Source organism: Desulfuromonas acetoxidans DSM 684, from assembly GCF_000167355.1.
GTDB lineage: Bacteria > Desulfobacterota > Desulfuromonadia > Desulfuromonadales > Desulfuromonadaceae > Desulfuromonas > Desulfuromonas acetoxidans.
In genome coordinates this window covers 130,073-148,175 of sequence record NZ_AAEW02000010.1, presented here as the reverse complement: position 1 = coordinate 148,175, position 18,103 = coordinate 130,073, and the positions used below count along the sequence as shown (strand labels likewise).

Genomic DNA, 18,103 nt, shown 5'->3' with positions numbered 1-18,103 from the left:
TTATAGTGTATTTTTCACTGTAGAGTCTTTGAGTACGATGATCCGGCGTTTTTCCTACGCCACTCTCTTCACTAGACTCCTCACACAACAAGCCACTCACGGCTTTCAGTTCACTTTGATCCCCAACAAAGGACGTGATTTTTTATGACCGACACCAACAGCACACAAGCCATTCCCGCCGCATTCACTCTGGTCAGCACCACTGATCTACCGGAATTGAATGCGACCCTGCTGCAACTTCGTCATAACGTGACCGGTGCACGCCTGGTTCATATTGAAAATGAAGATACCAATAACCTGTTTGCCGTCGCCTTTAAAACGCCACCTTCCGATTCAACCGGGGTTGCCCACATCCTTGAACACACCGCGCTGTGTGGCTCGAAGAACTTTCCGGTCCGTGATCCGTTTTTCACCATGCTCAAACGCAGCTTGAATACCTTTATGAATGCGTTTACCGCCAGTGACTGGACCTGCTACCCGTTTTCCAGTCAAAACCATAAAGACTTCTATAACTTACTGGATATTTATCTGGACGCGGCGTTTTTCCCATTGCTGCGCGAACGCGATTTTGCTCAGGAGGGTCACCGTCTGGAGTTTGCTCAGAGTGACGACCCGACGTCGGGACTCACGTTCAAAGGCGTGGTGTTTAACGAGATGAAGGGCGCCATGGCCGACCCATCCTCCCTGTTGTCACGCCGCACCACCCGGCATCTTTATCCCACGACCTGTTACCACCACAACTCCGGTGGCGAACCGGAAGATATTCCCGACTTAAGCTGGCAGCAGTTGCGTGATTTTCACGCCGAGTTCTACCATCCCAGCAATGCCTGCTTTTTCACCTACGGCAACTTCCCACTGGCCGATCACCTCGAGGTCATTGAGGAAAAGGTTCTCAGCCAATTCCAGGCTCGCGCGGTTAACAGTGAGGTCCCTCAGGAACAACGCTTCACTGCGCCACTGACGGTCAAGGAACCGTTTCCCATTGACGAACAGGAGGAGTTGACCGGCAAAAGCATGGTACACCTGAGCTGGCTATGCAGTGACATCTCCGACAGCTATACACGTCTCAGCCTTACACTGCTGTCTCAATTGCTGCTCGGCAATTCGGCGTCACCGCTGTACAAGGCGTTGCTCGACTCCGGCCTTGGCACCAACCTTACGCCGGGCTGTGGTTACCACGATGACTACCGCTCCACCTGTTTTACCGTTGGCCTGCAAGGAACGGATGAAGACAAATCAGACCAGATTGAAAACCTGGTCCTTGAGACCCTCCGAAAAATTGCCGACGACGGATTCAGTCGCGAACGCATTGATGCGGCCATCCACCGCCTGGAACTGGTCAACCGGGAAGTCAGTGGCGACAGTTATCCCTACGCTATTATGATGATGATGCGCATCCTCGGCCCGTGGTTGCATTGCGATGATCCGGTTTCCCCTCTGCAGCTCGACGAAAACCTCACCAGATTGCGCAAAGAACTCGATGACGGCCCGTTCTTTGAAAACCTGATCCGCACTTGGCTGCTCGACAACCCACACCGGGTCAATTTGTGTCTACATCCGGACCCGACGTTGACCAAAGAGATGGAGCAAAAGGAGCAACAGCGCCTTAAAGCCCTTGAGGCCCGCTTGACGGACAATGACCGCCAAAACCTCATTGATCAGGCGCAAACCCTGCAACAGGCGCAGGAGGAAAAAGAGGACGTCAGTTGTTTGCCCTCCCTGGAACTGAGCGACATTGACCCCAAAGAGCCTGAAATTGCCAGTGAAACACTGGCTGTGGGCGACCATGAAGTCACGTTTTATCCGCAACCAACCAATGGACTGGCCTATTTCAATCTCTACTTTCCAGTGAGTGGCGTGGATGCAGAACTACATCCGTATCTGCCATTGTTCAGCAGCCTGCTGACCCAGATCGGTGCCGGAAAATACAGTTATCTGGAGATGGCCGAGCGCATTGAAGCGGGCACCGGCGGCATTCGGGCGTCAGTTGAAATTCTCGATGACATTGCCTCCCTTGACCAGTACCAGCCGCTGCTGCGTTTACGCGGCAAAGCCCTGATCCGCAATGTTGACAACCTGGCAGAAATCCTGGCCGATGTCGCCACCAGTGCTGATTTCACAGACCTGGAGCGCCTGGCCACAGTGATCGGACAAATCAAGACCTCTTGGGAAAATGCCATCCCCGGTTCGGGCCACAGCTATGCGGCCCGCGCTGCCGCCGGTCATCTGACTGCGGCGGGCCAATGCCGTGAACAGTGGTCAGGGCTGACCCAGTTTAAGCAGGTCAAAGAGATTGCCAAACTCAAGGCCGACCAATTGACAGATCTAGCCGCCAAAATGCAAAAAATTGCCAAGCAGTTGTTGCACAGTGACTCGGTACACGCCGCCATCACTGCGGAACAGGACGATTTAGAATCAAACCGCAACGCCATGCAACACCTTCTGGAACGCCTGCCCGGCCTTGGGCATCAGGACGCCATGACAACCGCGGCCACAATCACTCCGCAGGCCGTTCAACTCGGCTGGGCAACATCTATTCCGGTCTCCTATGTGACACGGGTGTTCCGTACCGTGCCGTTGGTCCATGAAGATGCGGCTGCACTAAAGATTCTTGCGGCCTTGCTCAAAGCCAACTTCCTCCACCGTGAGATCCGTGAAAAAGGCGGTGCTTACGGCGGCATGGCTAACAGCAACAGTGAGGCAGGTGTGTTCTCCATGCTCTCCTATCGAGACCCGCACTTGTCACGCACTCTCGACGTTTATGAGCAGGCACTGCAATGGGTTCAGTCCGGTGATTTTGATCAGGAAAAGATCAAGGAAGCGGTTCTTGCCGTGTTCAGCGCCATTGATCGGCCCCTGTCTCCAGGCGGTGTTGGCGCCCATGAGTTTGCCAATGCGCTGCAGGGGATGACCCTTGAAATTCGCCAGCAATTCCGTCAACGCCTGCTGGCGGTCACCAAAGAGCAACTGATCAACGTTGCACAAATATATCTGACCGACAAACTGGCTGAAAGCCCGGTGTCGATCCTGTCCAACGATGAGATTCTGCGTCAGGCACAAGAACAGTTGCCAGATATGGAGATTGTCCGGTTGTAAAACAGCGACCGATTTCAGGACGAAAAAACGCCCCGACGGACTGCCGTCGGGGCGTTTTTCATGCATCAGCAGAGCTGAGTAAATCAGCTTTTTTCAATCTGTAATTGGACAAGAAATTCACCGGAATCCGATTCAAACGGAACCATAACCCAATCGGCTTCGGCCGTACACTCAACATGATAGTCAGCACCAAACACATAAGAAGGCACCGACAGGGTGATGTCTTTTCCCGATTCATCAAGAACCATCTTAATGTTTCCGGCCAGCATGTTAGCCAACTCACCGAACGCATCGGTCACATCCTCATTGACTTCGTCCACATCGAGACCAAGAAAACGGGTAGTAATATCCATCGCCACATCATCAGGAGCATGGATAGCGATCATCCCCTTGCAGCTCCCAGCCAGGCCAACCATGCCAGAGACCGAATCGGTAAAGTTGCTGACCAATACCGGCATTGCAGGCTGAGGAGTCACCTCGAGCATTATCATCGTTTCAAACACTTCCCGCGTGGAATCTATGGTCATCTGTTCTAAATCCAAGATCGACTCTCCTTCGGCTCGGGCTTTTGATCAGTAAGTGCATTACATGTCATATGTCTATTCTAAAGAATTAAAAAATATCACAACATTAGCAGGCCAACCAGTCCCTAAATGAGAAATAACATCATTTTTTTAACGCAGCGGACTCTTTTCAATGAGACGCCGGTGGCAACCTCATAGCCATGGCAACCTCATCGCAGTCAGGAAACTTGGAGCATTTCATACAATCGCCCCAAATTTTATGCGGCAACTCACTTTTTTCAATCAGACTAAAGCCCAGCCGGGCAAAAAATTGTTCTTGGTAGGTCAGAGCAAACAACCGGCTCAACCCCAGTTGACAGGCTTCGTCAATACACGCCTGAACCAACTGGCGGCCACAGCCGCGTCCAGACAAACGTTCAGAAACCACCAGCGAACGAACTTCTGCAAGATCAGCCCACCAGACCTGTAAACTGACCGTCCCCAAAACTTCCCCCTGCTCTTCCAAGACGTAAAAAGAGCGAATAGCCTGATAAATTTCAGCGAGGGAACGTGACAACATCGCTCCTTTGCCGGCATGTTCAGCCAACAGTTTATGGATAATTGGGGCATCAGCGATGCAGGCTTTTCTGATCATGATCTCTCCTTAAGGACCGTTCGTACCTTTTTCGTCCAGAACGCCCCAGCTCCCTGATAACTCAGAAAGCAATTAAAACAACGACGGACGTCGACTGCGCTGCAACAAGTCACGCGCATGACTGACCGTCTGGCTGCTGAGCTGAGCGCCGCCAAGCATACGGGCGAGTTCCTGAACCCGTTCCTCGTCATTGAGACACACCAGCCGCGTTGAGGTCTGATTGTTCTCAACCAGTTTTTCCACCCGGTACTGCACATCGGCATAAGCTGCTACTTGCGGTAGATGGGTAATACACAGCACCTGATGGCCTTCGGCCACAGCGCACAACCGTTCACCGACGGCAGAGGCAGCAACCCCACCGATCCCGGCATCAACTTCGTCGAAAATCATGGTCGTCAGACTGTCGGCACGTGGCGCCACTTTACGCAGTGCCAGCATAATGCGTGACAGTTCACCACCCGAAGCTGTTGACGACAACGGGCGCGGCTCCTGACCGGGGTTGGCCGAAAAGTAAAACTCAGCCTTCTCCAGCCCTAACAAACCCGCTTCACATGTAGTCAACCGCGCTTCAAAGCAGGCATTGGCCATGGCCAGACCGGCCAGTTCCTCCTCCATGGCTTGCTTCAAGCTCTGTGCAGCCTGCTGACGCAGCGATGTGAGTTTCTGCCCCATGGTCATCATCTGGCTGTGAACTTCGCCAATCTGTGCTTCAAGTTGCTCCATGGTCGCCGCACTGTTGCGCAACTGTTCCAACTCCTGCTCAATGTCATCGGCATAGGCGAGAATTCCGTCAATCTCGGCGTGATACTTGCGCTGCAGAGTTGTAATCAGGGCCAGACGTTCTTCCACCTCAGCCTGGCGCTGTTCATCGAACACAACATCATCGGCAAGCTGACGCAATTGGCCGGCGGCATCTTCCAAACCAAACAGGGCATCACGCATGGCTTCAACCGGCCCCAGTAATTTCGGCTCAACCTCGACCAGCCCTTCGAGCACCTGATTAACAGAGCCGAGCTGTTCGCACACCGCCCCCTGATCGGCATAAAGACGTTCATAACCTTGCTGACAGCCGGCATAAAGACGCTCAGCGTGCTGCAAGCGCAACCGTTCAGCAGCTAATTCCTCATCTTCGCCGGATTGCAGAGCCGCCGCAGTAATTTCCTGATGTTGAAAACTGAGCAGATCAATGCGATCCGCACGGTCGCGCTCTGATTGTTGTAGGGTTTCTAGTTGCTTCTGCAGGGTAAGCCACTGACGATAATGGTGCTGATAGTCGCCGAGAAGCTCCTGACACTGGCCAAAGCCGTCCAGAAGGCGTAGATGGTTCTCCACCCGCTGTAATTGTTGTTGATCGTGTTGGCCGAAGATGGCCAGCATCGGTGCCGTCAACTGCTGTAACTGGGCCAAGGTTGCCATAGCACCATTCACGTACACCCGGTTTTTCCCCTGGCGCGACAGACTGCGACGGATTACCAGCTCGTCATCATCGTCAAAATCCATCTCCTGCAGCAATTGGCGTACGCCCGGCTGCTGCTGAAGAGAGAACACCGCCTCAACGTTGGCTGTTTCTTCTCCAGTCCGCACCAGATCACTGCGCACGCGCTGGCCAAGCAACAAGCCCATGGCGTCAATGATAATCGACTTACCGGCGCCGGTTTCACCGCTGAGTACATTGAATCCGGGTCCGAAATTCACCTGAAGCTGTTCAATCACAGCAAGGTTTTTAATGGATAAATCCGTCAGCATACGGGTTAGCGTTCTCCCCAGCGTAATTTAGTGCGCAACACCTCAAAATATTCCTTCTTGGCACTGCGAATCAGGTGGGTACATTGTTCGGCTTTGCAAATTTCCACCACGTCTTGAGCCTGCATGGCCATCCCCACCTGACCATCAGCGGTGAAAAACACCCGCTCTTCGTTGAAACGCATGATGATGCGAATCAGCGATTCATCCGACACGATAATCGGCCGGTTAGTCAGCATATGCGGGCAGATCGGTGTAATCACCAGACAACGCAGTCCCGGATAGATGATTGGCCCTCCGGCAGCCAGGTTATACGCCGTCGATCCGGTGGGCGAGGAAACAATCAGACCGTCCGCCTTAAATGTGGTCAGATAACTGTCATCGACCCACACTTCCATATCGATAATCCGTGCCAGAGCCCCTTTGTTGATCACCACATCATTGAGCACTTGGTATTCGGCAATGCGCTCACCTTCGCGTTCAACCGCCGCCTGCAACATGATGCGATCCGAGATCTCGAAATCATCGTTGATCACCCGTTGCAGTTCATCATAAAGGTCATCCAGCGTGATCTCGGTGAGAAAACCGAGACTACCGAGGTTGACCCCGAGAATCGGCACACCCAGGTTACCCACTTTACGCGCAACAGAGATCAGTGTCCCGTCACCACCGAGTACGACAATACAATCAACCAGTGGCGGCAACTCGCGACTGGGCACACCCTCTGCCGCGCCCATGTTGGCAGCAAGCTTTCTTTCCACCAGCACCCGGATGCCCCGTTCGGCCAACCATGCTTTGAGCTGAATGGCAACCTGAACGGCATCGGGGTTGTTACGTTTGGCATAAATTCCTATTGATTTCATATCATTCCCCATTACAATGCCTCGAAAATCTACCACAGCCCCCCGGCAAAGTCCATCCACAGCGGGACATTGAGGACATTCTGTCACCTGTGCTACAGTGCCGAGGATCTGGTTTTGAAACATCCTGTTAAATCATCTCAGAACAAATGTCAAACTGAAGTTGTTTACACTATTTTTTCACACCGGTTTGACTCTCTTTTTCGAGGCTTTATGGACCTGTTTTCCAGCACTATCAGCGATGATCAAACCCCGCTTGCCGAACGGATGCGTCCGCAGCACCTTGACGAGGTAGTTGGTCAGCAGCATCTGCTGGCTGACGGCTGTCCATTACGCCAGATCATCGAAGCCGACCAGCTTAGTTCGTTGATCTTCTGGGGCCCGCCCGGCACGGGGAAAACCACCCTGGCCCAGGTGATCGCGCAAAGCACCCGCAGCCGATTCGTGTTCTTTTCCGCCATTATGAATGGGGTCAAGGATATCCGTCACATTGTCTCACGCGCCAAAGAAGACCGCTCCATGTACGGCACTCGGACCATCCTGTTTGTCGATGAGATCCACCGTTTCAATAAATCACAGCAGGATGCGTTTCTGCCCGCCCTGGAAAAAGGCGACCTGATCCTCATCGGCGCCACCACGGAAAACCCTTCGTTTGAAGTCAATGCCGCCCTACTCTCGCGGGCACGGGTGTTTGTGCTCAAGCCCCTGCAGCACGACGATATTGTTTTGCTGTTACAACGTGCCCTCAGCGACCCGCGCGGGCTAGCCGATCAGAAACCAGATGTCTCCCAAGAGGCCCTTGACCACCTCGCGCAACTGGCCCAGGGGGATGCCCGTGTCGCACTGGGAAACCTGCAATTGGTGGTGGAAACAGCCAAAGGAAAGCCCATTGATGAGGCTGCCATCTCTCAGACATTGCAACAAAAAGCATTGCGTTACGACAAAGGGGCGGAAGAACATTACAACGTGATTTCCGCGTTTATCAAAAGCGTGCGCGGCTCCAATCCGGATGGTGCTCTGTACTGGTTGGCGCGGATGATTGAAGCAGGAGAAGACCCTTTATTCATTGCCCGCCGTCTGGTGATCCTTGCGGCGGAAGATATCGGCAATGCCGACCCACGCGGCCTGCAACTGGCGATCTCCGCTCAGCAGGCAGTCCATTTTGTCGGTATGCCGGAAGGTCGTATTATTCTTGCCCAGGCCACGACCTATCTGGCCTCAGCACCGAAAAGTAATGCCTCATATCTCGGCATTGACACCGCCCTGGCCGAAGTGCGCCGCAGCGGTCCGTTAGAGGTGCCGTTGCATCTGCGCAATGCGCCGACCAAGCTGATGAAAGAGTTGGATTACGGTAAAGATTATCAATACGCTCACGACAACCCGACAGGCTTTGTCGCTCAGGATTACCTTCCCGACCAACTTCACGGCAGCGAGTTTTATCATCCGGTTGATCGTGGTTATGAAAAAGTGATGGCGGAGCGCCTGGCGTTTTATCGCCAACAGGCCCAGCAGCCTGACGAGGAGGATGCATGAAGCGGCCCTGGCGGACAGGACTCATCATTGCAGGGCTGAGCCTGATTGTGCCGACAACGTCGTTCGCAACCAAAGGGGATTGGCCGGATTGGCCCGAGCATTCACATCACGGATCAGCCCAGCACCCCCATCCTTCGCAGGACAATAGCCTTAATCCACTGGTACAGGGCATCCGTTTTTTTCAACGTTATATCTCTGTGGTTGACAGTCCGCGTTGCCCCATGTACCCCACCTGCTCCGCCTATGCCCTGCAGGCATTGGACAAACACGGTCCGATCCTCGGCAGTTTCATTACCGTGGACCGCTTAATGCATGAAACCAATCCGCTGGAGCAAACCATGCCGCTAAGTGGCTTTGAACGTGAACGATTTTATGATCCACTCAATCGCAATGATTTCTGGTTATCTCAGGAAGATTGAGTTTAAAGGGTCAGCACCCAGACGAAACCAATGGCGGCCACCAGAGTTGAGGCAACCACAGAGAAATAAAAAATATCGTGCTTGCGCCGGCGCCGGGTCACGTTGATCACCAACCCCACCAATCCTGAAAACAGGGCGGTAAATAACACCCACAGCACATAACTCATCAGCTCGTAGTCCCATTCACGACGCACCGGCAAATTGTTAATCCGCTCGAAAAACGTCACCGTCTGCGGTTTGGCAAAGCTGATGCCCAACACTGAAATAACAATCAGAACCCAGCCTCCCAGAGCAAACCAGGGCAACGAGCGAACCCAGACATCTGGGCCCTGACGACGCTCGGTACGATTTTGGCGACGGTCATTGGCATAACGTCCATCGTCTACCCGTCGGCGGTCTACGGAAGGTTCAGGCATGTGTGACTCCTATCAGTTGATTCCGCCATCATCCAGTCGTACTCCGGAAAGCGGTGTCCCGCAGCCGGGACAGGTTCCATGATACAAGCGATTACGTGCCACCTGGAAACCGTGCCGTTCAATCAAGGTTTTACCACACTGACGACAGCGGGTATCTTCACCACGACCACTGGCCACATTACCCAGGTAAATATAATTCAGCCCAGCCTTTTCCCCCAGATTCCGCGCTCGCACCAGACTCTCCACCGGCGTCGGTGGAACGTTCGTCAAACGGTAGGTGGGATAAAAAGCCGTCACGTGCCAGGGCGTTTCGACATCGAGCTGCTCAGCAATAAATCGGGCGATACCGCCAAGTTGCTCCTCATCATCATTGTAGCCGGGAATCACCAGTGTCGTCACTTCCAGCCAGATTCCCAGTTCCTTAAATAACTTGAGACTGTCAAGTACCGGAGCCAGTTGCGCACCACACACCTCACGATAAAACGACTCGCTGAATCCCTTTAAATCAATGTTGGCACCATCCAGGTAAGGGGCCAAGTGGCGCAGAGGTTCTTCAGCCATGTAGCCATTACTCACCATCACATTAAGCAATCCCTCTTGACGGGCCAACCGGGCGGTTTCATACATGTACTCGTAAAAAACCGTCGGTTCCGTATAGGTATAAGAAATGCTCTGGCAGGCGGCCGACAACGCCAGACCAACAACCTGTTTCGGCGGTAAAGAGTCTCCCCGCACAGCAGCATGAGCGGACTCAAGCTGAGAGATACTGGCGTTCTGACAATGGCGGCAACGAAAATTGCACCCCACCGTGGCAATAGAATAACTGCGTGATCCCGGTAAAACATGGAACAACGGCTTCTTCTCAATCGGATCGATATGGGCAGCAATCGCTAAACCATCGTTGAGGGAGTAGAGAACTCCGTCTCTGTTTTCCCGCACCCGGCAACGGCCACGGTGCCCAGCACCAATCACACAATGAAATCGGCACAGCTCACAACGAACCTGCCCGCCCTCCAATGGACTCCAGAACATGGCTTCACGCATGACATCCTCCACGTCTACTCTTCGCGTCGATATCTTAACGTAAAAAGTTTAACAAAAAGTTTTTTAGAACAAGAAAAAGATTTGTCCAAACGGCACTTCTGGGAAAAAAAGTTTTCTGGCAGATAAGACTTGACCGCCTGAGGGCTTCTCACTATAATCCGTTCTGCTCGTGCCGAAGTGGTGGAATTGGTAGACACGTCGGTCTCAAAAACCGATGGCTTCTGGCCGTGCCGGTTCGATTCCGGCCTTCGGCACCAAAGAAAAAACAAAGGGTTACGCTAACGCGTAGCCCTTTTTGTTTTTGTAGACTTGCTCATTTGGGACATTTTTGGGACACTGGGTAAAATTTAACGTTTCAAAAGGAGTCTGTAAATGGCCTCAATTGGAAAGCGTGGTCCCTACCAATGGCAAGTCAAAATCAGAAGAAAAGGCTATCCACTTCAATCCAAAACTTTTGAAACCGAAGTAGAAGCCAAGAAATGGGCAAGACTGATTGAAAGCGAAATGGACCGAGGAGTCTTTCACTCTCAAGTCGAGGCTGAGAACACAACACTTGATGAGGCGTTAGAGCGATATCTCCAGGAAATCACCCCTTCTAAAAAAGGCGCAAAACAAGAGCGAAGTCGTATCAATATACTTCGAAAGTCCCCCCTAGCCCCTCGCTTTCTAGCATCAATTCGAGGAACTGACATCGCCAAATATCGTGATGAACGATTGCAAGATCGAAGTCCAATCACTGTCAATAATGAGTTAATCGTCTTATCCCACCTATTCTCTGTTGCGCGCAAAGAATGGGGAATGGAAGCGCTGAGAAACCCCGTTAGCGACATTCGCAAGCCGAAGCTGCCACCTGGTCGAGACAGAAGACTGGGTTATACCCCGTTTCTACGGACGGCTTGAAAACAACTGAAACTCCATATCACGTCTAGCAATCCTTTTCCTCATTCGTGGATTATGGAAGCGTTCAATATAGTTGAATAGATCCGCTTTGGCGGCATCCATTGTCGGATATCTCATCCGATTTGTGCGTTCTCGCTTGAGAACACCAAAGAATCCCTCGCAGGCTGCGTTATCTCCACAATGACCAACAGCACTCATGGAGCAAACCAAGGCGTTCTCCTTCAAGAATCTTTGGTAGTCCGTGCTGCGAAATTGACTGCCGCGATCCGAATGCAAAATCACATGGTTACTTTCTTGACGTTGCCACACGGCCATTTCAACGGCACGGATCACCATCTGCCGGTCTTGGCGATGGTGCATTGACCAGCCAACGACCAACTTGCTGAACAGATCGATGACAACACACAGATAAAGTTTTCCTTCGCCGGTCTTGAGTTCTGTGATGTCTGTGACCCATTTTTGTTCTGGTTCCAATGCCTTAAAATCACGCTGCAACTGATTCTGAACATCGGCAGGGACTACAACTGGTGTGTGATATCGACCTCGTTTTTTCTTTCGCGGCCAGCCTTGAAGTCCGGCTGAAGCCATTAAACGAGCAATGCGATTTTTACTTGCAGTCTCTCCGGTTTCCCGAAGGTCTTCATGCATACGCGGAACACCAATGGCACCGTTGCTGTCTTCATGGATTTCACGAATGCGCTTCAGTAGACGCTCGTTGTCAATCTGTCGTGTGCTGGGGGATCTTTTCTCCCAGTCATAATAACCACTGTGAGAAACTTTGAGGCAACGACACATCAAGCGAATAGGAAATTCATTGCGACAACGTTGAACCGCCTGATACTTCAGGACGACTCCCTGGCAAAGAACGTTGCCGCTTCGCGTAAAAAATCCCGTTCCTTTTTTACCCGGGCTAATTCACGTTTAAGAGCTGCAACCTCATCATCTCTGGGATTTCCAGTCCCGCCAAAGGCATGGCGGCCCTCTGCCTCAGCCTCTCGCTTCCACCGTGAAAGCAGGTTGGCATTGATACCGAGTTCTCTTGCAACCTGAGCGCAACTGACATTAGGCTGGCAAGCCTGTTCTACTGCCCCACGTTTAAATTCCTGACTGAATTTTCTTCTCTTAGACATAAACACTCCTTTAGCCCACTATAGGCTTTTTTGAAGTGTCCGTAAATTCGGGGTAGAACCCGAGCAGTGACTAACAGACTAATGGTGTGTTAAAGTTTGGCCTAGAACTTGGCTACAGACAACCGAATCACGGTAAAGCCTACTGACAGAGCCAAGACAGATAGCTTCACAATTACGCTTACTTAGAGAATTAAGAGTGCCGACATTTGGCGATTCCGGCCTTCGGCACCAGAATAAAATCAAAGGGTTACGCGAAAGCGTAGCCCTTTTTGTTTTTTCTTTGGTGTACGTATTGGGGACATTTCTGGGACACAGAATAGAATTTAAAATTCAAAGAGAGTCTGAAATGAAACTCGAATAATTGAAAATAAATCGGATCGTGAAATCTTTCAATCTAGGTCGAGGCTGAAAACACAGCTCCAGATGAAACATCAACCTCCCCCAAAGCCACTCCTTTTAAAAAAGTTACTAAACACGAACAAAATCGTATCAACACACTTTGCCAAGTTGTCCTCGCACCTCGTTTTCTCGCATCAAGTCTCATCGTCCCTGAATCGCCATATAAAAAAGGGCCACTACCATAATAAGATAGCAGCCCTTCGTCATATTAAATTTTAAACAATGAAACGGATTACTTCGGTTCTATTATTGCCGTTCTGCTGTTATCAACTCGTCAATGATTCCATCGCCATCGGAATCAATAGACAAGATTGCAACATCTCCAGCAACATCGACATATAAGTCCGGTGTCCCAACAAAGTCAGTCAATCCGGTATCTCCATTGTAGTCAACAGTTTGTGTTACGGTCATCAGACCAGTCGTTTCATCAATGGAATACGTTCCCCACTCCATACCGGAGATTTCGGTCGCATCGTCTTGATCCACTTCCATATGGGCGTACGTACCATCGGCATAGAAATTAAACGCCAGGAAATCGTCTGGTGTACTAAAAATTCTCCAGCTGCCAAGAACCCTATTGGATTCAATGCGGCTCGCTGTTATCAACTCGTCAATGATTCCATCACCATCGGAATCAATAGACAAGGTTGCAACATCTCCTGCGATATCGACATATACGTCCGGTGTCCCTACAAAGTCAGTCAGTCCGGTATCTCCATTGTAGTCAACAGTTTGTGCCACAGTCACTAGGCCAGTCGTTTCATCAATGGAATACGTTCCCCACTCCATCCCGGAGATTTCAGTCGTATCGTCTTGATCCACTTCCATATGGGCGTACGTGCCGTCGGCATAAAAATTAATCGCCAGAAAATCGTCCCCGGTACCAGAAATTCTCCATCCACCAAGAATTGAAGCCGAGAGGTCCTCTACTTGGAAATAGTCTTCTGCAGCAGCCCGATCAAAATAAAGACGGTCAGGTGAACCAGCATCACCACTTACATCGAGATAAGTATCGGTCACGACGTCGACCGTGAGCGTCATAGCGCCCTCACTGTCTGTCACAACAAAAGACATACCATCAAGGGTCGTACTAACAATGCCTGAGTCGCTACCACCGACCAGCTCAGTCCATGTTGCGCTCGTTGCGTCAGCATTAAACACCCACTTCTCAAGGGTCCCGGTCTGATCATAAAGAGTCGTGTAAAATGTTTGTCCTGCAAGAATTGAGAGCAGAGGCTCAATAGCAACCTGGAAGTAACCTTCTGCAGCAGCCCGATCAAAATACAGGCGATCCGGTGCACCAGTATCACCACTCACGTCCAGATAAGTCTCGGTCACGACGTCGACCGTGAGCGCCATAGCCCCCTCATTGTCTGTCACGACAAAAGACATACCATCAAGAGTCATGCTAACAGTGCCTGAGTCGCTGCCACCAACCAGCTCTGTCCATGTTGCGCTCGTTGCATCGGCATTGATCACCCACTGCTCCAGGGTGCCGGTTTGATCATAGATTGTGGTATAAAATGTTTGCCCTGCGAGAATTGAAACCAGAGGCTCAATATCAACCTGGAAGTAATCTTCTGCAGCAGTCCGATCAAAATAGAGACGATCCGGTGTGCCAGGATCACCGCTCACATCCAGATAGGTATCGGTCACCACATCTACAGTCATCGTCGAAGAGCCTTCACTGTCTGTTGCCGTAAAGGACATGCTTTCAATAGTCAAACTGACCGTTCCAGACTCGCTGCCACCAACCAGCTCTGTCCATGTCGCGCTCGTTGCATCAGCATTGATCACCCACTGCTCAAGAGTGCCGGTTTGATCATAGATTGTGGTATAGAATGTTTGACCTGCCAACAGTGTTGTTAAGACTGTGCCATTGAGGTGATCAAGTGCATCAGTTTCATCGACAAGCGGCTCACCAAGGTCGGCAGCAATTTCTTGATCAAAATCAGGGCTCGTTGGTAGAACACTCGTCTCATCAAGTTCTGAAAAATCTTCTGGAATAGTGATGCCATTAGAGGGGTCACCGTCCGCATCAACAGTCTGCAGAAGTTGAGCAACATTTGCCGCAGCTGCCTCACTCTCAGGATACAGATCAAACGGCGACACAATCTCATCAACGTCACAACTCCCCAGCGAGTATCCGCCTAAAAAGAACTCGACTGAATCCCCACTTGGGCAGGAAAACTCTCCAGCGGCATTGGTGATCCCAGAATCACCGCTGGAACACGTATAATCAATGCCAGCGACCGGGCTGTCAACAAACACACCCGTGACCATCTCAGCACCGTCATTGCTCGTCGACGAGCTGCTACTCCCACCGCCCCCACAGGCAGAGAGGCCCAAAAGCAATGCAGCCATTCCCCCCCAAATAAATATCCTTTTTCTCATGTCATTCCTTTCCTAGTCTGCGTTATTGAAGAAATCTTCCCGTCTTTACACGGTTAAAACGGGCGACAAAGTGATTCACAGAGCGCAATTAAATGATTTCTTCAGTAGATAAATGAGAAAGCCAACAAATGGGCTAACCAACATTGACAACTCCCAACCAAGAAAGGGTTTACGAAAAAACGATACCGTTAGCCCCTCTCGCAGGCATATCCTGAAATCTCTTCAGAAAGACTTTGCTTCCGCGAAACAATTCTTTCTGATATTGGCTATCGAACGTCTTGTCAGAAAATCAAATTGACGAGGGGAAAACTTGCTAGAAATTCACGGTGAAGACATAAACACCCGTAATAACAGGACATAAAAGAAGGCGCCCCGATCTGGCATTCGGCATTAAAACAAAAAGGGTTACGCTGACGCGCAACCCTTTCGTTTTTCCAGAAGTGCATGTTTGGGGGACATTTTTGAAACACGGTGGAGAATCCCACGTTTCAAAAAAATTCTATCAATGGCTTCAATGAATGGACGTGCCACCAACCAGCAGCAAGTCAAAAGCTGAAGACAAGGTTCTCCTATTTACCGGTCAAATAGCGATCAATTGCCGCCGCAGCCCGCTTCCCGTCGCCCATGGCGAGGATCACCGTCGAACCGCCGCGAGTGATGTCTCCACCGGCATATACGCCGGGCAAGGCCGTGGCCCCGTCGTCATCGGCAACGATGTTACCCCAGTCATTGAGTTTCAGCTCTGGAGCCGTGGCAGTCAGTAATGGATTGGCGCGGGTCCCTAACGCATTGACAACAATGTCGACGTTAAGCACTTCTTCAGCGCCGTCAATGGCGATCGGGCGCTGCCGACCGGAAGCATCGGGCTCACCGAGTTCCATCTTCTGGCAACGCAGCGCATTAACCCAGCCATCGTCGCTTCCTTCAACAGCCAACGGCGAGGTGAGCATGACAAACTCGACCCCTTCTGCTTTGGCGTGGTGTACTTCCTCTACGCGGGCCGGCATCTGCTCTTCGCTGCGGCGATAGACGATCATGGCCCGTTCAGCTCCTAAGCGGCGAGCGGTACGCACACAATCCATGGCGGTATTACCGGCTCCGACCACAGCGACGTGTTTGCCTTTTAGCACAGGGGTCGAGCAAGTTTCGCTCTGGCCCGCCCCCATCAGGTTAACGCGAGTCAGGTACTCGTTGGCGGCGTACACTCCTTTGAGGTTTTCACCGGGGATGTTCATCATGGCAGGCAAACCAGCACCGTTGCCGATAAACACAGCATCGTACTGCTCACTAAGCTGGGCAACGGTCAGAGTTTTTCCGATGATGACATTACACTCGATCTCAACTCCCATCTGTTGCAGTCGAGCCACTTCGACATCGATAATGTCTTTGGGCAACCGGAACTGGGGGATACCGTAACGTAACACGCCACCGGTGTCGTGCAGGGCTTCAAAGATGGTGACGGCGTGACCGGCTTTAGCAAGTTCACCGGCAGCGGTTAAGCCGCAGGGACCGCAGCCAACAACGGCAACGGTTTTACCGCTGGGCTCTGCCGGGGTGACGGGAGCAAGCTGATCGGCGTTAGCTGTGGCCCAGTCGGCAACAAAGCGTTCGAGATAGCCGATGGCGACGGGTTTACCCTTGACACCGTGAACACACTTGGCTTCACATTGGGTCTCCTGGGGGCAGACCCGACCGCAAACAGCGGGTAACGCGTTATCGCTTTGAAGAATCTGGGCGGAGCGCACCAGGTCGCCTTCAGCGAGGGCAGTGATAAATTCGGGGATCGAGACTTGTACCGGGCAGCCTTGGACACAGACGCGGTTTTTACAGTTGAGGCATCGCTGGGCTTCCTGAATGGCTTGTTCCTGAGTGAGGCCGAGATTGACTTCTTCGAAGTTGCGACTGCGGTTTTCAGCATCTTGTTCAGGCATCAAGACCCGTGAGATAGCGAGCCTCTCTTTATTCGTCATTGCTTTGGTCATGTTCCGCTCTCCTTAAGACGCCTTGCGGGCGTTGAGTTGGTCGTCAAGGCGACAGTGCTGCTCTTGTTCGCGGTACGTCGTCAGTCGATCCATCAAGCTGTTAAAATCCACCTGATGCGCATCGAACTCTGGGCCATCGACACAAGCAAATTTAACTTCGTCACCAATCTGTACCCGACAGCCGCCACACATACCGGTACCATCAATCATAATCGGGTTGAGACTAACCAGTGTTTTAATCCCGTAGGGACGCGTCAGCTCGCTGATAGCGCGCATCATCGGCACCGGACCGACTGCAAACACAGCTTCGGGACGACGCTCAGGGTCATCAATCAATGCCTGTAGAGCCGTTGTGACAAAGCCCTGTTGGCCAAAACTGCCATCGTCAGTCGTGATCTGGACGTGACTGGAAAACTCGGCAAGTTCATCGGCTAAAATGATATATGGTTTGGATCGGCCACCAATGATCGTGGTCACTTCATTACCAAGATCCGCCAAAGCCTTGGCCATGGGAAACAATACTGCGGTACCAACGCCACCGCCAATACAGGCGACTTTACCCCACTTCTCAATATCAGTTGGCATCCCTAAAGGACCGGCAACATCGCGCAAAAACTCACCAGGCTGCCGACTGACAATCTTTTGTGTCCCAGCGCCAAGAGCCTGGATGAACAGGGTTATAGTGCCTGCCTCAACATCGGCATCACCAATGGTCAGCGGAATTCGTTCCTCCCCTTTTTCACTGCGCACGATGACAAATTGACCGGCTTGACGAGCAGAGGCAATGCGCGGCGCGCGCACGGTCATCCGGTGTAAATTAGGGGCCAGGGTTTCGTTACTCAGAACCTCAAACATCAGATCTCCTTTGATATGGGCATGACTTCTCAGGACAAGAGACAATAAAAAAGACCTCAAATTCAGTTTTTTTTGCGCTGAATTAAAAAAAATGGCCTTTTTACACTTTTTTTTGTCTTTCCTTTTCTTATAGCAAAAGCCATGCCACCTATATCGTATACGCGCAACAGCCTG

At 51.6% G+C, this 18,103-nt stretch carries 13 protein-coding genes, 1 tRNA gene and 1 pseudogene; 5 read left to right on the top strand and 10 right to left on the bottom strand.

The window, feature by feature from the left end:
- Positions 1 to 144 precede the first annotated feature (144 nt).
- Positions 145 to 3,096, top strand: a complete 2,952-nt coding sequence (locus DACE_RS10130) for an insulinase family protein (protein WP_006000926.1) — start codon at positions 145 to 147, stop codon at positions 3,094 to 3,096.
- Between the two features lie 83 nt (positions 3,097 to 3,179).
- On the opposite strand, the gene DACE_RS10125 is transcribed toward DACE_RS10130, so the two are convergent.
- The 4 genes from DACE_RS10125 to DACE_RS10110 form a co-directional block, all read right to left on the bottom strand.
- Positions 3,180 to 3,638 carry a chemotaxis protein CheX gene (locus DACE_RS10125; protein WP_006000924.1) on the bottom strand — a complete coding sequence of 153 codons (459 nt, stop codon included), beginning with the start codon at positions 3,636 to 3,638 and terminating at the stop codon, positions 3,180 to 3,182.
- 151 nt (positions 3,639 to 3,789) lie between these two features.
- Positions 3,790 to 4,254 carry an N-acetyltransferase gene (locus tag DACE_RS10120; protein WP_006000923.1) on the bottom strand — a complete coding sequence of 155 codons (465 nt, stop codon included), beginning with the start codon at positions 4,252 to 4,254 and terminating at the stop codon, positions 3,790 to 3,792.
- 72 nt (positions 4,255 to 4,326) lie between these two features.
- Positions 4,327 to 6,000: a DNA repair protein RecN gene (gene recN, locus DACE_RS10115; protein WP_006000922.1), complete on the bottom strand. Its 1,674-nt coding sequence runs from the start codon at positions 5,998 to 6,000 to the stop codon at positions 4,327 to 4,329.
- 5 nt (positions 6,001 to 6,005) lie between these two features.
- A complete protein-coding gene (locus tag DACE_RS10110; protein ID WP_006000920.1) occupies positions 6,006 to 6,860 on the bottom strand; it encodes an NAD(+)/NADH kinase in 855 nt (284 codons plus the stop codon).
- Between the two features lie 210 nt (positions 6,861 to 7,070).
- Here DACE_RS10110 and DACE_RS10105 point away from each other — a divergent pair, with 210 nt between their 5' ends.
- Together DACE_RS10105 and yidD are read left to right on the top strand one after the other, a co-directional pair.
- Positions 7,071 to 8,390: a replication-associated recombination protein A gene (locus DACE_RS10105; protein ID WP_006000918.1), complete on the top strand. Its 1,320-nt coding sequence runs from the start codon at positions 7,071 to 7,073 to the stop codon at positions 8,388 to 8,390.
- Entirely contained in the window at positions 8,387 to 8,809 is a 423-nt protein-coding gene (gene yidD, locus DACE_RS17355; RefSeq protein WP_006000916.1) for a membrane protein insertion efficiency factor YidD, read from the top strand. The genes DACE_RS10105 and yidD overlap by 4 nt, the downstream gene beginning before the upstream one ends.
- 2 nt (positions 8,810 to 8,811) lie before the next feature.
- Here yidD and DACE_RS10095 read toward each other — a convergent pair whose 3' ends face one another.
- Complete coding sequence (locus DACE_RS10095; protein WP_006000908.1) at positions 8,812 to 9,225, bottom strand: hypothetical protein; 414 nt, start codon at positions 9,223 to 9,225, stop codon at positions 8,812 to 8,814.
- Between the two features lie 12 nt (positions 9,226 to 9,237).
- On the bottom strand, positions 9,238 to 10,269 hold the full coding sequence (gene amrS, locus DACE_RS10090; protein ID WP_006000905.1) for an AmmeMemoRadiSam system radical SAM enzyme: 1,032 nt from the start codon (positions 10,267 to 10,269) through the stop codon (positions 9,238 to 9,240).
- Positions 10,270 to 10,440: 171 nt separating this feature from the next.
- Between amrS and DACE_RS10085 the strand changes: the two genes are divergently transcribed.
- Together DACE_RS10085 and DACE_RS10080 are read left to right on the top strand one after the other, a co-directional pair.
- Positions 10,441 to 10,526 (top strand) — tRNA-Leu (locus DACE_RS10085).
- Positions 10,527 to 10,641: 115 nt separating this feature from the next.
- The gene (locus tag DACE_RS10080; protein ID WP_006000903.1) at positions 10,642 to 11,169 is read left to right on the top strand and encodes a phage integrase; all 528 of its coding nucleotides are present in this window, start codon (positions 10,642 to 10,644) and stop codon (positions 11,167 to 11,169) included.
- Here the strand turns inward: DACE_RS10080 and DACE_RS10075 are convergent.
- The 4 genes and pseudogenes from DACE_RS10075 to DACE_RS10055 form a co-directional block, all read right to left on the bottom strand.
- A pseudogene (locus DACE_RS10075) lies at positions 11,093 to 12,299 on the bottom strand (IS3 family transposase); the annotation flags it as partial. The gene DACE_RS10080 and the pseudogene DACE_RS10075 sit on opposite strands and share 77 nt — an antisense overlap.
- Positions 12,300 to 12,944: 645 nt before the next feature.
- Complete coding sequence (locus tag DACE_RS10065; protein WP_155809089.1) at positions 12,945 to 15,092, bottom strand: hypothetical protein; 2,148 nt, start codon at positions 15,090 to 15,092, stop codon at positions 12,945 to 12,947.
- Positions 15,093 to 15,661: 569 nt separating this feature from the next.
- Complete coding sequence (gltA, locus tag DACE_RS10060; RefSeq protein WP_006000898.1) at positions 15,662 to 17,074, bottom strand: NADPH-dependent glutamate synthase; 1,413 nt, start codon at positions 17,072 to 17,074, stop codon at positions 15,662 to 15,664.
- 12 nt (positions 17,075 to 17,086) lie between these two features.
- Positions 17,087 to 17,929 (bottom strand): sulfide/dihydroorotate dehydrogenase-like FAD/NAD-binding protein, encoded by an 843-nt coding sequence (locus DACE_RS10055; RefSeq protein WP_006000897.1) that lies wholly within the window; start codon positions 17,927 to 17,929, stop codon positions 17,087 to 17,089.
- Positions 17,930 to 18,103: the final 174 nt, after the last annotated feature.

Excerpts from the sequence above, each read along its gene's own strand:
- recN (WP_006000922.1), bottom strand. The coding sequence starts at position 6,000 with ATGCTGACGGATTTATCCATTAAAAACCTTGCTGTGATTGAACAGCTT.
- DACE_RS10110 (WP_006000920.1), bottom strand. The coding sequence starts at position 6,860 with ATGAAATCAATAGGAATTTATGCCAAACGTAACAACCCCGATGCCGTT.
- DACE_RS10120 (WP_006000923.1), bottom strand. The coding sequence starts at position 4,254 with ATGATCAGAAAAGCCTGCATCGCTGATGCCCCAATTATCCATAAACTG.
- gltA (WP_006000898.1), bottom strand. The coding sequence starts at position 17,074 with ATGACCAAAGCAATGACGAATAAAGAGAGGCTCGCTATCTCACGGGTC.
- DACE_RS10130 (WP_006000926.1), top strand. The coding sequence starts at position 145 with ATGACCGACACCAACAGCACACAAGCCATTCCCGCCGCATTCACTCTG.
- DACE_RS10080 (WP_006000903.1), top strand. The coding sequence starts at position 10,642 with ATGGCCTCAATTGGAAAGCGTGGTCCCTACCAATGGCAAGTCAAAATC.
- amrS (WP_006000905.1), bottom strand. The coding sequence starts at position 10,269 with ATGCGTGAAGCCATGTTCTGGAGTCCATTGGAGGGCGGGCAGGTTCGT.
- DACE_RS10065 (WP_155809089.1), bottom strand. The coding sequence starts at position 15,092 with ATGAGAAAAAGGATATTTATTTGGGGGGGAATGGCTGCATTGCTTTTG.
- DACE_RS10105 (WP_006000918.1), top strand. The coding sequence starts at position 7,071 with ATGGACCTGTTTTCCAGCACTATCAGCGATGATCAAACCCCGCTTGCC.
- yidD (WP_006000916.1), top strand. The coding sequence starts at position 8,387 with ATGAAGCGGCCCTGGCGGACAGGACTCATCATTGCAGGGCTGAGCCTG.
- DACE_RS10095 (WP_006000908.1), bottom strand. The coding sequence starts at position 9,225 with ATGCCTGAACCTTCCGTAGACCGCCGACGGGTAGACGATGGACGTTAT.
- DACE_RS10055 (WP_006000897.1), bottom strand. The coding sequence starts at position 17,929 with ATGTTTGAGGTTCTGAGTAACGAAACCCTGGCCCCTAATTTACACCGG.